Genomic DNA, 16,904 nt, shown 5'->3' on the forward strand with positions numbered 1-16,904 from the left:
CCGGGAAGGCCGCGTGGATCGGCACGCCGCGGAATTTCTGGACGGATGGGCAAACCTTCGGGACGATGTCCCGACAGGTCGGCCTATACGCTCAGGCGAGATGGCGCGAAACCTCGTCGGCCGCGGCCGGGTCTGCCTCGCAGGCCCGGCCGGCTTGTGCAGCCTCACATGGCCGAGAGGGACGCCGCGATCGCCTCCAGGGCGGCCTCGGCCGCCGCCCCGTCGGGGCCGCCCGCCTGGGCCATGTCGCGGCGTCCGCCACCGCCCTTGCCGCCGAGCCGCTCCGCACCCGCCCGTACCAGGGCGACGGCGTCGAACCGGCCGGTCAGGTCCTCGGTCACGCCGACGACCAGGCCGGCCTTGCCGTCCGGCGCCACCCCGACGATCGCCACGATTCCGGAGCCGAGCCGCTTCTTGCCCTCGTCGGCGAGGCTCTTGAGGTCGCGCATCTCGACCCCCTGCACGACCCGGGCCATCAGCTTGGTGCCGGCGACCTCGCGCACGCCGTCGTCGCTGCCGCCGGCCGCGCCCCCGCCCATCGCGAGCTTGCGGCGGGCATCGGAGAGTTCCCGCTCCATCCGGCGGCGCTCGTCGAGCAGGCTCGCCAGGCGCTCGGGCGCCTCGGCCACCGGCGCCTTGAGCAGGGCGGCGATCGCCGCGAGCTGGCGGCTCTCGCCGGCCAGATGCCGGCGGGCGGCGTCGCCCGTCATCGCCTCGATCCGGCGCACGCCGGCCCCGACCGCGCTCTCGGCCAGCACCGTCACGAGACCGATATCGCCGGTGCGCCCGACATGGGTGCCGCCGCAGAGTTCCACCGAGAAGGTCTTGGCCCGGCCGTCGGCGGCCGTGTCGCGGCCCATCGAGACGACCCGCACCTCCTCGCCGTACTTCTCGCCGAACAGCGCGCGGGCGCCCGACGCGATGGCGTCGTCGACCGCCATCAGCTTCGTCACCACCGGCTCGTTCTGGAGCAGCACCCGGTTGGCGATCTCCTCGACCCGGGCCAGCTCCTCGGCCTCGATCGGCTTCGGATGGCTGATGTCGAAGCGCAGGCGCTCGGGGGCGACCAGCGAGCCCTTCTGGGCGACGTGGTCGCCGAGCACCTGGCGCAGGGCCTCGTGCAGCAGGTGGGTGGCCGAATGGTTGGCGCGGATCGCCGAGCGGCGCCCGTGATCGACCTTCAGCTCGACCGGCTGGCCGAGGGTCAGGCTCCCCTCCTCCACGGCGACGTGGTGGACGAAGAGATCGCCGAGCTTCTTCTCGGTCGCGGTGACGCGCACCCGAAGGCCCTGGCCGGTGACGATGCCGGTATCGCCGACCTGGCCGCCGGATTCGCCGTAGAACGGCGTCTGGGTGACGACGAGCAGACCTTCCTCGCCGGCCCGGATCGCCTCGACCTCGGCCCCGCCGCGCACCAAGGCGGTGACGACCGCCTCGGCCTCTTCCGTGTCGTAGCCGAGGAATTCGGTGGCGCCGGTGCGCTCGCGCAAGCCGTACCACAGGGTCTCGGTGGCGGCCTCGCCCGAACCCGACCAGGCGGCCCGCGCGGCGGCGCGCTGGCGCTGCATCGCGGCCGTGAAGCCGTCCGTGTCGACCGTGATGCCGCGGGACTTGAGCGCGTCCTGGGTCAGGTCGAGGGGGAAGCCGTAGGTGTCGTAGAGGGTGAAGGCGGTCTCACCCGACAGGCTGCCGCCCTCCGAGAGGTCGCGGGTCTCGGCGTCGAGGATCGACAGGCCGCGCTCCAGGGTGCGGCGGAAGCGGGTTTCCTCCAGGCGCAGGGTCTCTGCGATCAGGCTCTCGGCGCGGACGAGCTCGGGATAGGCCTGGCCCATCTCGCGCACCAGGGTCGGGACCAGCCGATACATCATCGGGTCGCGGGAGCCGAGGAGCTGGGCGTGGCGCATGGCGCGGCGCATGATCCGGCGCAGCACGTAGCCGCGGCCCTCGTTGCTCGGCAGGACGCCGTCGGCGACGAGGAAGGACGAGGCGCGCAGGTGATCGGCGATCACCCGGTAGGACGCCGTCTGCTTGCCCTCGGGCGCCCGGCCGACCTGATGCGCCACGGCGTCGATCAGGCTGCGGAACAGGTCGGTGTCGTAGTTGCTCTTGACGCCCTGGAGGATCGCCGCCATGCGCTCGAGGCCCATGCCGGTATCGATCGAGGGCCGCGGCAGGCCGACCCGGTTGCCCGGCTCGATCTGCTCGTACTGCATGAACACGAGGTTCCAGAATTCGAGGAACCGGTCGCCGTCCTCCTCCGGGCTGCCGGGCGGGCCGCCCCACAGCTCCGGGCCCTGGTCGATGAAGATCTCCGAGCACGGGCCGCAGGGGCCGGTATCGCCCATCTGCCAGAAATTGTCGGAGGTGCCGATGCGGATGATGCGGTCGTCGGAGAAGCCGGCGATCTTGCGCCACAGGGTGGCGGCATCCTCGTCGTCGGCGTAGACCGTGACAAGCAGCTTCTCGGGCGAAAGCCCGAATTCCTTGGTGACGAGATTCCAGGCGAGCTCGATCGCCAGCGGCTTGAAATAGTCGCCGAACGAGAAGTTGCCCAGCATCTCGAAGAAGGTGTGGTGGCGCGCGGTGTACCCGACATTGTCGAGATCGTTGTGCTTGCCGCCGGCGCGCACGCATTTCTGGGCCGTGACGGCGCGCTGGTAGGGCCGCTTCTCGACGCCGGTGAAGACGTTCTTGAACTGCACCATGCCGGCGTTGGTGAACATCAACGTCGGGTCGTTGCGCGGCACCAGCGGCGAGGACGGCACCACCTCGTGGCCGTGCTTGGCGAAGTAGTCCAGGAAGGTGGACCGGATCTCGTTGACGCCACTCATGGGAAGAATCGTCTCTGCGGAAGGCGGGCCGGGCGGGCGCGGATATCGGGGCGCACCGGCGGGCGGCCCGCGGATGCATCCGCGTGTCTTTAGTCACGCGCTTCCCCCGTGTCGAGGCGGGCCCGCGCCGCTATCTGAGCCGGGGCAAGTATCTGAAGCCCGGGGACGCGCGGCCGCCGGCCCGCCCGGCAGGAGCCACGCCATCATGACCGACGAGATCCGCCTCCTCGCCCTCTCGGCCGCCCTCGGCTTCGTCCACATCATGGCGGCGTCCGTCGCCGGGCTCCAGCAGCGCGGCGGCCTGACCTGGGCGGCGGGCAACCGCGACAACGAGGGTGAGGTCACCGGCGCCGCCGCCCGGCTGAAGCGGGCCTCGGCCAACTTCTTCGAGACCTTCCCGCTCTTCGCCGCCCTGGTTCTGGCCGCCGCGGTCTCGGGCCGTCAGGGCGGCGCGGTGGCGTGGGGAGCGGAGCTCTATTTCTGGGCTCGCCTCCTCTACCTGCCGATCTACGGCTTCGGCATTCCGTGGATCCGCACGCCGGTCTGGGGCGTGGCGATCGTCGGGATCGGGTTCGTGTTCGCCGGGCTGTTCGGCTGGGCCGGGCCGGGAGCCCTGTGACGAGCGGGTCTTTCGGAGGACCAGAACAGGCGCGGGTTTCCCCTCTCCCCGCGGGCGGGGAGAGGCTTTCGTCCCCCTTGCAGGGGACGAAAGGAGCCCGCAGGGCGAGGGTGAGGGGGTGTTTCCGGAGGAGCCTCACTCGTCGAGGCCCCCTCACCCTCGCTCCGGCTTCGCCTGCGCTTGCTCCATCGACGACAAGGTCGATGGAGCCCTCTCCCCGCCCGCGGGGAGAGGGGGATACCCGCGCTTTTTCGGTCCTTTACAGCCCCGTAAAACGGAAGGGGCCACCGCGCTCGTCGCGCGGCGGCCCCCGATATCGTCGGTGCCGATCCGTTAAGATCAGGCCGACCCCTCGTCGAGATCGTCCGCCGTCGGGGTGGCGTTCTCCAGGATCTTGTCGGCCACCAGCCCCGAATTCTGCCGGATCGAGGCCTCGATCTTGTTAGCGATATCGGGGTTGTCGCGCAGGAAGCCCTTCGAGTTCTCGCGGCCCTGGCCGAGGCGCTGGCTGTCGTAGGAGAACCAGGCGCCCGACTTCTCGACGATGCCGGCCTTGACGCCGAGATCGATCAGCTCGCCGACCTTCGATACGCCCTCGCCGAACATGATGTCGAACTCGACCTGCTTGAACGGCGGTGCCACCTTGTTCTTGACCACCTTGACCCGGACGCTGTTGCCGATCGGCTGGTCGCGATCCTTGAGGGTCGAGATGCGGCGGATGTCGAGGCGGACCGAGGCGTAGAACTTCAGCGCGTTGCCGCCCGTCGTGGTCTCGGGGCTGCCGTACATCACGCCGATCTTCATCCGGATCTGGTTGATGAAGATGACCATGCAGTTCGAGCGCGAGATCGAGCCGGTAAGCTTGCGCAGGGCCTGGCTCATCAGGCGGGCCTGGAGGCCCGGCTGCTGGTCGCCCATCTCGCCCTCGATCTCGGCCCGCGGGGTCAGCGCCGCCACCGAATCGACCACCAGGATGTCGATGGCGCCGGAGCGCACCAGGGTGTCGGTGATCTCCAGCGCCTGCTCGCCGGTATCGGGCTGGGAGATCAGGAGGTCGTCGAGATTGACGCCGAGCTTGCGGGCATAGACCGGATCGAGGGCGTGCTCGGCATCCACGAAGGCGCAGACGCCGCCCTTCTTCTGGGCCTCAGCGATGGTGTGGAGGGCGAGCGTGGTCTTGCCGGAGGATTCAGGCCCGTAGATCTCGATCACGCGGCCGCGCGGCAGGCCGCCGACGCCGAGCGCGATGTCGAGGCCGAGCGACCCGGTCGAGACGACCTCGACCTCCTGCACCTTGTCGCCCTTGCCGAGCCGCATGATCGAGCCCTTGCCGAAGGCGCGCTCGATCTGGGCGAGGGCGGCGTCGATCGCCTTCGACTTGTCTTTGTCCATGGTCGGAAATTCCACCACTCGCGTCTGGGGCTGAGCCATGTCGGCGGGGTCCTTATGGCAGGAGGGGCGCTAAGTCTCAATCTCGCGGCTGGGTGTTACGTACTTGTTTTGTTCTCATTCGGCAAGGGCGTGGGGGCATTCGCCGGGGGATTTTTCGGGGGGATCAGGGGCCGTCGAGGGCCCGGAGGAGGTTGGCGTTCGACCAGGACGGCCAGCCGGTCCCGGCGAAGTCGCGGTCGTGGCTCCAGATGTCGGCATCCAGCAGCCAGGCGCAGGCGAGGAGATGCGCGTCGCTGGTCGAGCCGTTGCGGGATGCGACGGCTTGGGAGAGGACGCGGGCTGCCTCGGGTAGTTGCTCGTCGTACGCGTAGGCCTCGATTACCGTGAGACTGCTCAGAAGTGTTTCGGCCTGCGCGATCGTCTCCCCTCGAGCCCCTGGCAGATCGCGCAACACGCCACGAACCTCGTCGACGGCGCGAGCCGAAGTGACGAGTTTTCGGCACACTTGAACGGTCTCGAAGGCCGGACGAGACCGTCGTCCAAGGATGACGCCCAGGATGATATTGGTACCGACGACGATCATCGGCGAGGGGGGACGCGACGTTCTCACAGCGACGATCGATCAGATCGTCATTCGATGCCGCGCTCCGCCAGCAACCGGTCGATCGCGGCGTTCTCCTCCGGTGTCCGCCGGGCAGCCGCCGCATCGATGTCGGCCAGCACCTTGCGCATATGTTCCGGAGACACGCTGCGGATCGGCAACAGGATGCCGACGGTCGCGGTACCGTTCTTGATCGGCATCGCGTGCGGCAGCGCCTGGATCGCGCCGGCCGACATCTTCTGGAGCTCGCGCATGCTGATCGCGGTCTTCATGGCCACCTCCTGGTTACATACATGGATGTAAGTCCGGCGGGCGGCGGCCACAAGGACGCGATCGGCCTCCCCTCACCCCGCCATCGTGGTCTTCACCGTCTCGACGAGCTGCTTCAGGCTGAACGGCTTGGGCAGGAAGTTGAATTCCTCGCCGTCGGGCAGGTTCTTGCGGAAAGCGTCCTCGGCATAGCCCGAGACGAAGATCACCTTCAGGTTCGGATGGGCCTTGCGGAGTTCGCGCAGCAGGGTCGGGCCGTCCATCTCGGGCATCACCACGTCGGAGACGACGAGATCGACCGGCACCTCGCGCTCCTGCATGATCTGCAGGGCTTCCAGGCCCGAAGCGGCTTCCAGCACGGTGTAGCCGCGGGCGGTGAGCGCCCGGCCGTTGACGGCGCGGACCGGATCCTCGTCCTCGACCAGCAGGATCGTGCCGTGGCCGGTGAGGTCGCGGGCCGGCGGCTTCGGCGGTTCCGCCGCAGACGCGGGCGCTGCCGCTGCGGCCGGAGCGGTGCCGGATGCGGGCGAGGCGATCTCGGGCAGAGCCTCGGGAGCCTCGACCTCCGGTGCCGGCACGTGACGCGGCAGGTAGATGGCGAAGACCGTGCCCTGGCCGACGGTCGAGCGCACGTCGATATAGCCGCCGGACTGCTTGACGATGCCGAACACCGTCGAGAGACCGAGGCCCGTGCCCTTGTTGACCTCCTTGGTGGTGAAGAACGGCTCGAAGATTTTTTCCATCACCTCCGGGGTCATGCCGGTGCCGGTGTCGCTCACCTCGATCAAGACGTGGTCGGTGCCCGGCAGGCCGTTGAGGCGCAACGCCCCCACCGCTTCCGCAATCATGTTGGCGGTGCGGATCAGCAGGCGCCCGCCCTCCGGCATCGCGTCGCGGGCATTGACCGCGAGGTTCACGATCACCTGCTCGAACTGGTTGACGTCGGCCTTGACCGGCCAGAGGTCGCGGCCGTGCTTGAGGTCGAGCTCGACCCGCTCGCCGAGCAGGCGCTTCAAGAGCAGGGTGAGGTCGGACAGAGCCTCGCCGAGATGGATCACCTCCGGCCGCAGGGTCTGGCGGCGCGAGAAGGCCAGCAGCTGCCGCACCAGGCTCGCGGCCCGGTTGGCGTTCTGCTTGATCTGCATGATGTCCTGGAAGGCCGGGTCGGTCGGCCGGTGGCTCGCGAGCAGGAGGTCCGAGTAGCCGATGATCGCCTGGAGCACGTTGTTGAAGTCGTGCGCGATGCCGCCGGCGAGCTGGCCGACCATCTCCATCTTCTGGGCCTGGTTGACCTGCTGCTGGAGCTGGTGCTGGGCCGTGGTGTCGAGGGCGTAGAGGATCACCGCGCCCTCGGCGCCGCCGGCCGTACCGGCGGGGCTGAGCCAGATCCGGGCCGAGCGGTTGACCGGCGCCGAGACCCCGATCTCGACCGGCGGCACGTCGCCCCGGCCTTCCGCAGCGGCGCGCGCCGCCGCCTCGATGACGTGGCGGTCGCGCTCGACCACGAAGTCGCGCACCGGCGGACCGACCTCGCTGCCGTCGCCGGTGCGCGGCAGGGTGCCGAACAGCCGCGCGAAGGAGGCGTTGGCGCGAACGAGCCGCCCGTCGGCGGCGAGCGTCGCCACCGCGACCGGGCTGGTGTTGAAGAAGCGGTCGAAGCGGAGTTCTGCCGCCTGCTGCGGATCGTCGGTCTCGCCGCCGGCGGAACGGTTGAGTACGAGGGTGCGCGAATCGCCCGGCCTTCCGTCCTGGCCGTAGGCGACCCGGTGGTAGAGCCGGGCCGAGAGCGGGTGGCCGTTGCGCCGGCGCAGGTCCAGGTCGAACCGGTCGGTGCGGACCTCGCCGGGCTCGCCCTTGCCGCCGACGAGGACGGGCCCGAGATCGTCGGGCAGGATCTCGGACAGGCGCAAGCCGCCCGAGCCGACCTGGGCCAGGTCGTGGCCGAGCCAGGCCGCGAGCGTCGCGTTCATGTAGACGACCGAGCCCTTGGGATCGACCGCCATGAAGCCCGCAGGGGCATGGTCGAGGTAGTCGATCGCGTGCTGGAGTTCCTGGAAGACGTTCTCCTGGCGCTCGCGCTCGTGGGTGATGTCGGCGACGCTCCACAGGGAGACCGGCCGGCGCGGCAGCGGCAGCGGCCGCACGCCGATGCGGAACCAGGCGAAGTCGCGCTCCGCCGTGCCGCCGGGCGGCGGCGCCATGCGGATCTCCTCCGACAGGGAGCGGCCCTCGCGCGCGGCCTGGGCGAGGCGGTAGACCGCCTCCGACACCTCCGGCGAGCCGACGAAGACCCGCTCGACGGGGCGCAGGTTGGTGAAGGTGTCGCTGCCGGCGAGCTTCAGGTAGGCGGCGTTGGCGTAGATCGGCCGGCCGCCCTCTTCCATCGCGATCATGCCGTCGGGGGCTGCATCGACCACCGCCTTGGTGACGTCGTTGCGGGTGCCCTGGCCGGTGAGCTGGATCGCCCCGATGGCGAAGGCGAACAGGCAGAACACCCCCGCCATGGCGAGCAGCGCCAGGAGGCCGAGGATAATCGGCTGCGCCTGCTCGTTGGCGACGAAGCTCAGGCCCACCGCCGCGCCGACGAGGAGGCCGGCCAGCAGCAGGAGCAGGCTGACCCGGCCGGGCCGCTCGGAGCGGTCGAGGGCGGATTCCGCCGCGGATGAGCTCAACTCCGGCATGTCGCCTCGACACTCCCCAGGGGCCGGCGCCGCGTCCGGATCCCGATTCTCTTGCCCATAACGGGCCGTCTCGTCCGTTCCCTAGCAGGCACGGCGTTTCCGTGGAATGAATTCCCGGTTCGTTCCGGCACGCTAAAGCGCCTTCGCTCAGGCGCCGCGCGGGCTTGACGCGGCCCGAGCGGAATCGGCCGGGCCGCGGATCAGTGCCGCCGCCGCAGGCGCAGCACGTAGCCGATCACCTCGGCGACCGCGCGGTAATGCTCGGGCGGCACCGCCTCGTCGATGTCGACGGTGGCGTGGAGCGCGCGCGCGAGTGGCGGGTTCTCGACCACCGGCACGCCGTGCTCGCGCCCTACCTCGCGGATGCGGAAGGCGAGCGCGTCGACGCCCTTGGCGACGCAGACGGGTGCCGCCATCCCGGCCTCGTAGCGGAGCGCCACCGCGTAGTGGGTCGGGTTGGTGACGATCACGCTGGCCCCCGGCACCGCCGCCATCATGCGCTTCTTGACCCGCTGCATGCGGATCTGGCGCAGGCGCCCCTTCACCTCCGGGTTGCCGTCCTGCTCCTTCATCTCCTCCTTCATCTCCTGCTTCGACATGCGAAGCTTGGCCCGCCAGCGGAAGCGCTGGTAGAAGGCGTCGCCGAGGGTGACGACGACGTAGGAGGCCAGCACCGCGCCCATCAGCCGCAGGCAGAGCGCGAGGGTGCCCTGGAGCACGCCCTGCGGCTCGATCCGGGCGAAGGCCTCGAGCCGGTCGCGGTCGCCCCACAGGACCATACCGGCGGCGATGCCGACGAGGAGGATCTTGACGACCCCCTTGCCGAACTGGAACCACGCCTCGGGGCCGAGCAGCCGCTTGAGGCCGGCCATCGGCGAGACCCGGCTGAATTTCGGCGCGAGCGTCTCGGTGGTCCAGACCAGGGGGTGCTGGAACAGGCCGCCGACGAGGCCCGCCGCCGCCACCGCCCCCATCGGCACGGCGAGCGCGAGGAGCCCGGCGAGGAGCGCACGGCGGCCGAAGGCGAGGTAGCCGGCCGGATCGGAGGGCACCTCGTGCAGATGTGCGAGGAGACCGCGCAGGTCGGCGAGCAGGCCGCGGGCGAGGGGCGCGGCGCCGATCATCAACACCAGCGTGAAGGCGCCGAGCATCAGGAAGGTGTTGACCTCCTGGCTCGTCGCGACGTCGCCCCGCTTGATCGCGTCGTCGAGGCGTCGCTGGGTCGGGTCTTCGGTGCGGTCTTCCTGGTCGGCCTGTTCCGACATCCGCTCACGCCCTCCCGAGATCGGCCAGGAAGCGGCCGAGATCGTCGACGAACACCCCCATGATCACCCCGATCGTCGCCAGGAAGACCAGCATGCCGATCAGGATCGCCGCCGGGGTGGCGACGAAGAACACCTGCATCTGCGGCATCAGGCGCGAGAGCACGCCGAGGCCGAGGTTGAACAGGATGCCGAAGGCGATGAACGGCGCCGAGATCTGCACCGCCAGGGTGAAGCCGCGGGCCACCGCCTGCACCGCGAAGGCGGCGGCATCGCCCGTCGCCGGCATGCCGACCGGCGGCATCAGGGCGTAGGAATCGCGGATGCCGGCGAGCGCCAGGTGGTGCAGGTCGGAGGCGAGCACGAGGGTGAGGCCGAGCAGGCTCAAGAAGCTGCCGAGCGTCGCCTGCTGATTGCCGAGGGACGGGTCGACCGTCATCGCGTAGGAGAGGCCGAGCTGCTGGGCGATGATCGTCCCGGCGGTTTGGAGCGCGGCGATGACCGCCCGCACGCTCAGGCCCAGCACCAGCCCGACCGCGATCTCGCCGAACAGCACGCCGACGAGCGCCGTGCCGGCGCCGCCGGGCTCCGGGCCGGTGCCCCCGGGAAGCAGCGGGCGGGCGACCGGAAACAGCACCAGGGAGAGCAGCAGCGCGAAGGCGAGGCGCAGGCGCGGCGTCACCATCGCCTCGCCGACGCCCGGCATCAGCATCACCAGCGTGCCGACCCGCGCGAAGGTGAGGAGGTAGGCCGAGGCGAGGCCGGGAAGGAGGAGGTTCACGTCCGGGGCGACTCGGGGTGAATAGGGATTGTCGAACTCGGCTCGGCGCATCGAGCGGCCCGTCCCAACCACGACCTCATCCCGAGGTGCGACTGGAAGGAGCCTCGAAGGAGTGCTCCAGGGATCGCAGCGGCATCTGGAGCCCTCCTTCGAGGCCTCCGCTTCGCTTCGGCACCTCAGGATGAGGTCGCGGTTAGGATGAAACAGGCTTCCGTGATTCGCCGCCCGCAAGTCAAATCCGTGCTCGACCCGCTCATCCGGATTCCCCCGCTCAACCCCCGGAGGCGATCCGGGCGGCGATGCGGGTCATGTAGCCGGCCAGCGCATCGCCCATGAAGGGCAGCATCAGCAGCATCGCGGCGAAGACCGCGACGATCTTGGGCACGTAGATCAGGGTCTGTTCCTGGATCTGGGTCAGGGCCTGGAACAGCGACACGACGAGGCCCACGACGAGGGCGACGACCATCAGCGGGCCGGCGACCTTCAGGAAGGTGAGGATGCCGTCGCGGGCGACGTCGAGAATGGCGAGACCGGTCATCGGGCGCCAACGCTTCCTTAAATCTGCATCCGCATGATGTCCTCGTAGGCCGAGATCACCCGGTCGCGCACCGCCACCAGGGTCTGGAGCGCGGTCTCGCTCTCGGCCACGGCGGTCACCACGTCGACGACGTTGGCCTTGCCGGCGGCGACCGCCATGGCCTGGCCGTCGGCGCGCTTGCCGGCTTCCGACACCCCGTCGAGGGCCGACGACAGGAGCTGGGTGAAGCCGCCCTCCCCCGTGCCGGCTCCCCCGGCGATGCCGGAGGTGGGCGTGCGGCCCATGTTCTGGATGGCGGCGTAGGCGCCGGCCGCGAAAGCGTTGGTGGTCATGGTCAGGCCTTGAGGATGTCGATGGTGCGGGACACCATGCGGTTGGTGAGCGTGACCATGTTGAGGTTCGCCTCGTAGGAGCGCTGGGCCTCGCGCATGTCGACGGTCTCGACGAGGACGTTGACGTTGGGCATCCGCACGCTGCCGTTGGCGTCGGCGGCGGGGTTGCCCGGATCCTGCTTGGAGCGGAACGGGCTCTGGTCCTTGCGCACCCGGCCCAGATCCACCACCGAGGCGTCGAGCTCGCGGTCGACGTGGTTGGTGAAGGTCGGGATCTTGCGCCGGTAGGGCTCGGCGGTGGCGCTGGTGGGCGCCGAATCCGCGTTGGCGATGTTCTCCGAGATCACCCGCATCCGGCCCGACTGGACCTTGAGTCCGGACGCCGCGATGCCGATCGCCTTGCTGAAATCCATGGGAACCCACCTCGGGTCGGTGTGACGAAGTTTCGGGGAGCCGACTGGCGCGGCAGGAGCCGGCGCGGCGGCGGGTTCGGGAGGAACTATTTGCCGACCGCGATGCGCAGGGTCTGCAGGCTCTTGCGGTAGAGGAGGCTCGCCAGCTGGTAGTCGCCCTGGTTGTCGGCGGCCTTCAGCATCTCGTCCTCAAGGCTCACGGCGTTGCCGCTCGGCATCATCTCGAAGCGCGTGCCCGCCCGCTCCTCCGGCGGGGAGGCCTGGCCGGTCCCGGCGAGGTGGACGAGGCTGGTGCGCTCCAGGCCGACCCCCGGCAAGCCGGCGGCCGCCAGGGTGCCGTCGGGGCGGAAGCGCGGCGCCTTGAGATCGTGGGCCTTGAAGCCCGGCGTGTCGGCATTGGCGACGTTCTCGGCCAGGACCTTCTGGCGCGTCTGCTGCCACTGCATCCGGTTGCGCAACATCGCGACGAGGGGGAGATCGGTGACCGACACGGGCGGGCCTTCCGGTTTTGACCGGCACAATCTGCCTAGCGCATGGTTAAAACCTGGTTAAGACGACACCTGTCGTCGCGTCCCGCGCGGCTCGTCCGCAACGCCTCTCAAAGCTGTTAACGATATGTAAACGTCCCCTGCGCAGGCCCGGCACAGCCGTGCTAGAAGGCTCCCCATCGTCGGCGTGCCCCGCGTGCGCCTCATATGAGAGACCATGCTTTGCTCTCCTCGATCCTCGGGACGGACGGTTCGCCCTTGCTCTCCTACCTGATCGTCTTCCTGATCATGGTCGTGCTCCTCAGCCTGTTCGCCCTCGGGGCGAAACGGTTCGCCCGGGGCCGCCTCACCCTGGGGGGCAACGGCGGGACCGGCCGCAGCCGGCAGCCGCGGCTCGGCATCGTCGACATCTACGAGCTGGACCGGCAGCGCCAGCTGATCCTGTTGCGGCGCGACAACACCGAGCACCTGCTGCTGGTCGGCGGACCGAACGACGTGGTGGTCGAGCGCAACATCGTGCGGACCGGCAGCACCCGGGTGACGGCGGAGCTGGCCGACCGGTCGGAGCCCGAGAGCGAGGCCCCGCTCCCCCTGCCCGCGGGCACCGAACCGGCGCCCCTGCCGCCGCCCTTCCCCGAGCCGGAGCCCGAACGGGTCGCGGCCGCCTTCGCGCCGATCCCCCGGCAGGATGCCCCGGCCCCGGATCTGCCGCCCGAGCCGGCGCGGCCGTCCTCGCGCTTCAACGCCTCGCGCCGGGTCGAGCCGCCGAGCCTGCGCGCCGCCCGCCAGACGCCGCCTCCCCTGGAGATGCCGTCGGCTCCAGAGGCGCCTCCTTTCGCGGCTCCCGCCTTCACCGCGCCGGTGCCGCCGGTGGTGCCGGCTCCGCCGCCGACGCCGGAACCGGTCCCGACCCCCGAGCCGGTTCCCGCCCCGGCCGGCACCCGCGGGGCCGAGCCGCGGACCGTGGATGCAGCGATCCTCAACGACATGGCCCGCCAGCTCGAGGAGGCCCTGCGGCGGCCTTCCTCGGCGGTGGCACCGGCCCGCCCGGCCGCCCCGGTGACGGCGAGCCCGCCGCCGGAGCCCGAGCCGGCCCCACCGGAGCCGGCGCCCCCGCCGCCCCCGCCGCCGGAGCCCGAACCGGTCCCACCGCCCCCGCCGGAGCCGAAACCCATCCCCGAGCCGCCTCCGCCCCCGCCGCCGGAGCCCGAGCCGGCCTCGTCCCCCCCGCCGGAGCCGGAACCCATCCCCGAGCCGCCCCCGGCTCCTCCGCCCCCGCCGCCGGAAGAGCCGGCCCCGGCCGCGAAGCCGGCCTCGGTCCAGAACCCGTTCTCGGTCGAGGAGATCGAGGCCGAGTTCGCCCGGCTCCTCGGCCGGCCGCTCGACAAGCGCTGATCCTCTCGCCGATCCCCGGGCGTCCGGGGCTGTTGCATCGGAACCGCGCCCGCCCGCCCTCGACAGGGTGCGGCGGGCGCGGCGCTTGCGGGCCGTGCCCGTGAAGGCCAGGGTGCGCCGCCATGGCGCCCCGCACTCCCCGCTCCCTCCTCCCGATTCTCTGCCGAGCGACGGTGGCCCTGCTGGTCCTGTCGGGCGGGACGGCGATGGCGCAGAGCCTCACCGTCGATCTCGGCCCGAGCGGCGGCGTCACCGAACGGGCCCTGCAGCTCGTCGCCCTCATCACCGTGCTGGCGCTCGCGCCCTCGGTGCTGGTGATGGCGACCTCGTTCACCCGCATCGTGGTGGTGCTGTCGATCCTGCGCTCGGCGCTCGGCACCCAGACGGCGCCGCCGAACGCCGTGATCGTCAGCCTGTCGCTGTTCCTCACCGCCTTCGTGATGGCGCCGACGGCGCGGGAGGCCTACCGCACCGGGATCGAGCCGCTGCTCGCGGGCCAGATCCAGCAGACGCAGGCCTTCGAGCGGGCGAGCCAGCCGTTCAAGGCCTTCATGCTGCGCAGCGTGCGCGAGAAGGACCTGAAGCTGTTCCTCGACCTCGCCCGGGCCCAGACTCCGGCGACACCGGAGGCGGTCGGCCTCGAGATCCTGACCCCCGCCTTCATGATCTCGGAATTGCGCCGCGCCTTCGAGATCGGCTTCCTGCTGTTCATCCCGTTCCTGATCATCGACCTCGTGGTCGCGTCGATCCTGATGTCGGTCGGCATGATGATGCTGCCGCCCGCCACCGTGGCGCTGCCGTTCAAGCTGATCTTCTTCGTGCTGGTCGACGGCTGGACCCTGGTGGCCGGGTCCCTGGTGCAGAGCTACGGCGGCTGATCCGCCCCCCTGCCCGCGCCTTCAGGCCGGGAGCCGCGCGGGACGAGGCGCAGGGCCTCCCCCGCGAGGTGGGCCGGCACGCCGCGGCGCATCAGACGGTCGCGCCTTGCCCGACGCGCGAGGCCGACGGCCTGTGTCTCCGCCGCGGCGAGGAACGGCTGCATCCAGGCCTCGAACCAGGCGCTCTGCACCGCGAGGCCGAGGAGCACGACTTCGCAGGCGAGGTTCCGGCAGGCCGCGGCGACCCGGCCCATCTGCTCGTCCAGGGACAGGACGGGAGCCAGGGACGGACCGCCGGGGGGTGTCCTGCTCATCGGCCTCCGGCTCGCCCGCTGCGGGCCGCACGTGCGATCACCGGTGCGCAACCTCCGGCAGGATGCCGACGGCCTCGATCACGTGCGGGGCCGGAACGGGGCCCGGCGAGGCCTGAAGCACGGCGCCGGGATGCGAGGCCTCGGGCGGCGGGGTCTCGGGCGGCGGGATCTCGGCGGCATTGTACGGCCGGTTGTAGCAGCGGCAGAACGCGCGCCAGAACGCCGCGCGCTCCTCGGGGGCGAACCGGCTCAGGCACGCATCGAGGGCGTCCTGCCCGGCACGGGCGAGGTGCAGGCGCGCCTCGTCGTCGAGACGGTCGGGAGAACCCGGCGCCGCGAGGTCGATCGGGCGCAGGTCCGGGTCGAGTGGTATCGGAGACGGCGGCACGTGATCGTGGGATGGTGCGATCGCATCGGGCACGGCTCGGCTCCCTGACGGGTCTTTACGCCAGGTCTAACGCCCAAGTGTCCCGCTTCGATCCAGGCCGGATGTCGGTGCTTCAAGACGGCTCCGTCAGGGCTCCGGCGGCCCCCGCCAGGGCTCGCGCAGACCCCGTCAAGGCTCGGGCAGACCCCGTCAAGGCTCGGGAAAGAACGGCGGCGGAATGTTGTAGATCGGCAGGTCGGCGTTGCGCGGCAGCCAGGCGTGGAAGACCGCGCCGTCGGTCTCGCCGTAGGAGACCGGCTGCACCGGCGAGCCGCGGAAGCGCACGAGGCCGGGCCGGTGCGGCCCGCGGACGGATCGGGGAGCCGGCACGTCTCCCGGGCGGACTCGGCCGGACGCGGCGGGCGCCGGGCGAAAGGCGTCGGGCTCGCCTCCCGCCATCGCGGGGGCGACGAGCGCTACATTCGCGGCGAGCACCGAAATCGTCAGGCCAGCGGTCAGGGCGGGGCGCAGCATGCGGGTGGTCTCCGGAGACCGCCGCAGCCTAAGGCCTCGAATCCCACCAGGGGCTTAACCGCGGCTGGCGATCGCCACACCGGCCACCGCCACCACCATGCCGAGGAGTTGGACCGGGCCCAAGGTCTCGCCGAACAGCCCGAAGGCCATCGCGGCCGAGACCGGCGGCACGAGGTAGAACAGGGCCGCCACGCCCGCCACCGCACCGCGGCGGATCAGCCCGAGCAGGATCAGGATGCCGCCGACCGACAGGCCGAACACCGCCCAGGCGAGACCGAGGAGAAGCGGGACCGAGAGGTCGAACTCCCCTCGCTCGGTCAGGAGTGCCAGCGGCAGGGTGAGCAGCACGGCGCCGATGAACTGCGCGGCGGCGTTGGTGCGCAGGTCGACGGCGGCAGCCGTGCGCTTCTGCCACAGGGTGCCGAGGGTGATGGCGATGGTCCCGCAGAAGCACACGGCCAGCGCCTCCGGCGGGATGCCGCCGGCCGCCCCGGTCGCCCCGAGTTTCGGCGCCAGCACCAGCCCGGCGCCGACGAGGCCGACCATGATGCCGAGCCAGCGCAAGCCCGAGACCCGCTCGCCGAGGAGCGGCCCGGCCACCGCCGCGGTGAGCAACGGCTGCAGGCTCGCCACCAGGGCGGCGATGCCGGCGGGCAGCCCGCGATGCACCGCCCAGAACACCGCGTCGAGGTAGAGGCCCTGGATCAGGATCCCGGCCACCATCGCGTCGCGCCAGCCGCGCCAGCCCCGGGGCCACCGGGCGCCGACCGCGAGGGCGAGGCCCGTCAGCACGATGGCGGTGAGGCCGAAGCGCACGGCGAGGAAAGTCAACGGCTCGGCATGCGGCGCGACGAGGCGCGCCACCACGAAGCCCGTGGCCCAGATCAGCACGAACAGGCCGGGCGCCAGGCGGGCGGGCCAGGAAGCGTCGGACAGAGGCAGGAGGCGGCTCATGATGCCTGCGCAACGAGCACGAGCGCGGCCGTTCCGCAACCGGCGCCGCGAGAATAGCCCCCCGCCCGTGCCGGGCATGGCTGTCCGAATAAGCTTTTGAGACGAGAACGGCGCGGGTTTCCCCTTTCCCCGGACGACCCTGCGTGCCCGGAAGGACGCGCAGGCCGCAATTCTGCCCTCTCGCCTTTCCAGGACCGGCGCCCACGCTCTACCTGAGACGACGATTCCGCCGGAACGACCACCCCGAGAGCCCG

The 16,904-nt window shown here is 71.0% G+C and carries 18 protein-coding genes; 3 read left to right on the forward strand and 15 right to left on the reverse strand.

Translation table 11 applies throughout. The features are described from left to right. Positions 1–164 precede the first annotated feature (164 nt). Positions 165–2,831, reverse strand: coding sequence for an alanine--tRNA ligase (gene alaS / locus HBB12_RS17035; RefSeq protein WP_236990435.1), 2,667 nt, complete (start codon positions 2,829–2,831; stop codon positions 165–167). Positions 2,832–3,036: 205 nt separating this feature from the next. On the opposite strand from alaS, the gene HBB12_RS17040 reads away from it, so the two are divergent. Beyond that, positions 3,037–3,450 carry an MAPEG family protein gene (locus HBB12_RS17040; protein WP_236990436.1) on the forward strand — a complete coding sequence of 138 codons (414 nt, stop codon included), beginning with the start codon at positions 3,037–3,039 and terminating at the stop codon, positions 3,448–3,450. A 339-nt stretch (positions 3,451–3,789) separates the two neighbouring features. Here HBB12_RS17040 and recA read toward each other — a convergent pair whose 3' ends face one another. The 10 genes from recA to flgB form a co-directional block, all read right to left on the reverse strand. Continuing rightward, positions 3,790–4,842: a recombinase RecA gene (gene recA / locus HBB12_RS17045; protein WP_442919285.1), complete on the reverse strand. Its 1,053-nt coding sequence runs from the start codon at positions 4,840–4,842 to the stop codon at positions 3,790–3,792. A 163-nt stretch (positions 4,843–5,005) separates the two neighbouring features. Next, a complete protein-coding gene (locus tag HBB12_RS17050; protein ID WP_236990438.1) occupies positions 5,006–5,425 on the reverse strand; it encodes a PIN domain-containing protein in 420 nt (139 codons plus the stop codon). Between the two features lie 47 nt (positions 5,426–5,472). Beyond that, positions 5,473–5,715 carry a hypothetical protein gene (locus tag HBB12_RS17055; protein ID WP_236990439.1) on the reverse strand — a complete coding sequence of 81 codons (243 nt, stop codon included), beginning with the start codon at positions 5,713–5,715 and terminating at the stop codon, positions 5,473–5,475. Between the two features lie 72 nt (positions 5,716–5,787). After that, entirely contained in the window at positions 5,788–8,394 is a 2,607-nt protein-coding gene (gene cckA, locus HBB12_RS17060; RefSeq protein WP_236990440.1) for a cell cycle histidine kinase CckA, read from the reverse strand. 200 nt (positions 8,395–8,594) lie between these two features. Continuing rightward, on the reverse strand, positions 8,595–9,659 hold the full coding sequence (gene flhB, locus HBB12_RS17065) for a flagellar biosynthesis protein FlhB (protein ID WP_236990441.1): 1,065 nt from the start codon (positions 9,657–9,659) through the stop codon (positions 8,595–8,597). 4 nt (positions 9,660–9,663) lie between these two features. Next, the gene (gene fliR / locus HBB12_RS17070) at positions 9,664–10,437 is read right to left on the reverse strand and encodes a flagellar biosynthetic protein FliR (protein WP_236992810.1); all 774 of its coding nucleotides are present in this window, start codon (positions 10,435–10,437) and stop codon (positions 9,664–9,666) included. A 271-nt stretch (positions 10,438–10,708) separates the two neighbouring features. Beyond that, the gene (fliQ, locus tag HBB12_RS17075; RefSeq protein WP_236990442.1) at positions 10,709–10,975 is read right to left on the reverse strand and encodes a flagellar biosynthesis protein FliQ; all 267 of its coding nucleotides are present in this window, start codon (positions 10,973–10,975) and stop codon (positions 10,709–10,711) included. A gap of 17 nt (positions 10,976–10,992) precedes the next feature. Continuing rightward, on the reverse strand, positions 10,993–11,307 hold the full coding sequence (fliE, locus tag HBB12_RS17080; protein ID WP_236990443.1) for a flagellar hook-basal body complex protein FliE: 315 nt from the start codon (positions 11,305–11,307) through the stop codon (positions 10,993–10,995). 2 nt (positions 11,308–11,309) lie between these two features. Continuing rightward, entirely contained in the window at positions 11,310–11,720 is a 411-nt protein-coding gene (gene flgC, locus HBB12_RS17085) for a flagellar basal body rod protein FlgC (RefSeq protein WP_236990444.1), read from the reverse strand. An 86-nt stretch (positions 11,721–11,806) separates the two neighbouring features. Then, positions 11,807–12,211 carry a flagellar basal body rod protein FlgB gene (gene flgB / locus HBB12_RS17090; protein ID WP_236990445.1) on the reverse strand — a complete coding sequence of 135 codons (405 nt, stop codon included), beginning with the start codon at positions 12,209–12,211 and terminating at the stop codon, positions 11,807–11,809. Positions 12,212–12,430: 219 nt separating this feature from the next. Between flgB and HBB12_RS17095 the strand changes: the two genes are divergently transcribed. Both HBB12_RS17095 and fliP read left to right on the forward strand, forming a co-directional pair. Next, the gene (locus HBB12_RS17095) at positions 12,431–13,603 is read left to right on the forward strand and encodes a hypothetical protein (protein ID WP_236990446.1); all 1,173 of its coding nucleotides are present in this window, start codon (positions 12,431–12,433) and stop codon (positions 13,601–13,603) included. Positions 13,604–13,725: 122 nt separating this feature from the next. Beyond that, positions 13,726–14,481 (forward strand): flagellar type III secretion system pore protein FliP, encoded by a 756-nt coding sequence (gene fliP / locus HBB12_RS17100; RefSeq protein WP_336886936.1) that lies wholly within the window; start codon positions 13,726–13,728, stop codon positions 14,479–14,481. Here fliP and HBB12_RS17105 read toward each other — a convergent pair. From HBB12_RS17105 to HBB12_RS17120, 4 genes are all read right to left on the reverse strand, one after another. Next, on the reverse strand, positions 14,469–14,795 hold the full coding sequence (locus HBB12_RS17105) for a hypothetical protein (protein WP_236990447.1): 327 nt from the start codon (positions 14,793–14,795) through the stop codon (positions 14,469–14,471). The genes fliP and HBB12_RS17105 overlap by 13 nt on opposite strands. Positions 14,796–14,832: 37 nt before the next feature. Then, positions 14,833–15,216, reverse strand: coding sequence for a hypothetical protein (locus HBB12_RS17110; protein ID WP_236990448.1), 384 nt, complete (start codon positions 15,214–15,216; stop codon positions 14,833–14,835). A 156-nt stretch (positions 15,217–15,372) separates the two neighbouring features. Continuing rightward, the gene (locus tag HBB12_RS17115) at positions 15,373–15,696 is read right to left on the reverse strand and encodes a hypothetical protein (RefSeq protein WP_236990449.1); all 324 of its coding nucleotides are present in this window, start codon (positions 15,694–15,696) and stop codon (positions 15,373–15,375) included. A 54-nt stretch (positions 15,697–15,750) separates the two neighbouring features. After that, positions 15,751–16,650 carry a DMT family transporter gene (locus HBB12_RS17120; RefSeq protein ID WP_236990450.1) on the reverse strand — a complete coding sequence of 300 codons (900 nt, stop codon included), beginning with the start codon at positions 16,648–16,650 and terminating at the stop codon, positions 15,751–15,753. Positions 16,651–16,904 lie beyond the last annotated feature (254 nt).

Origin of the sequence: Methylobacterium sp. SyP6R (assembly GCF_019216885.1) — a bacterium.
Lineage (GTDB): Bacteria > Pseudomonadota > Alphaproteobacteria > Rhizobiales > Beijerinckiaceae > Methylobacterium.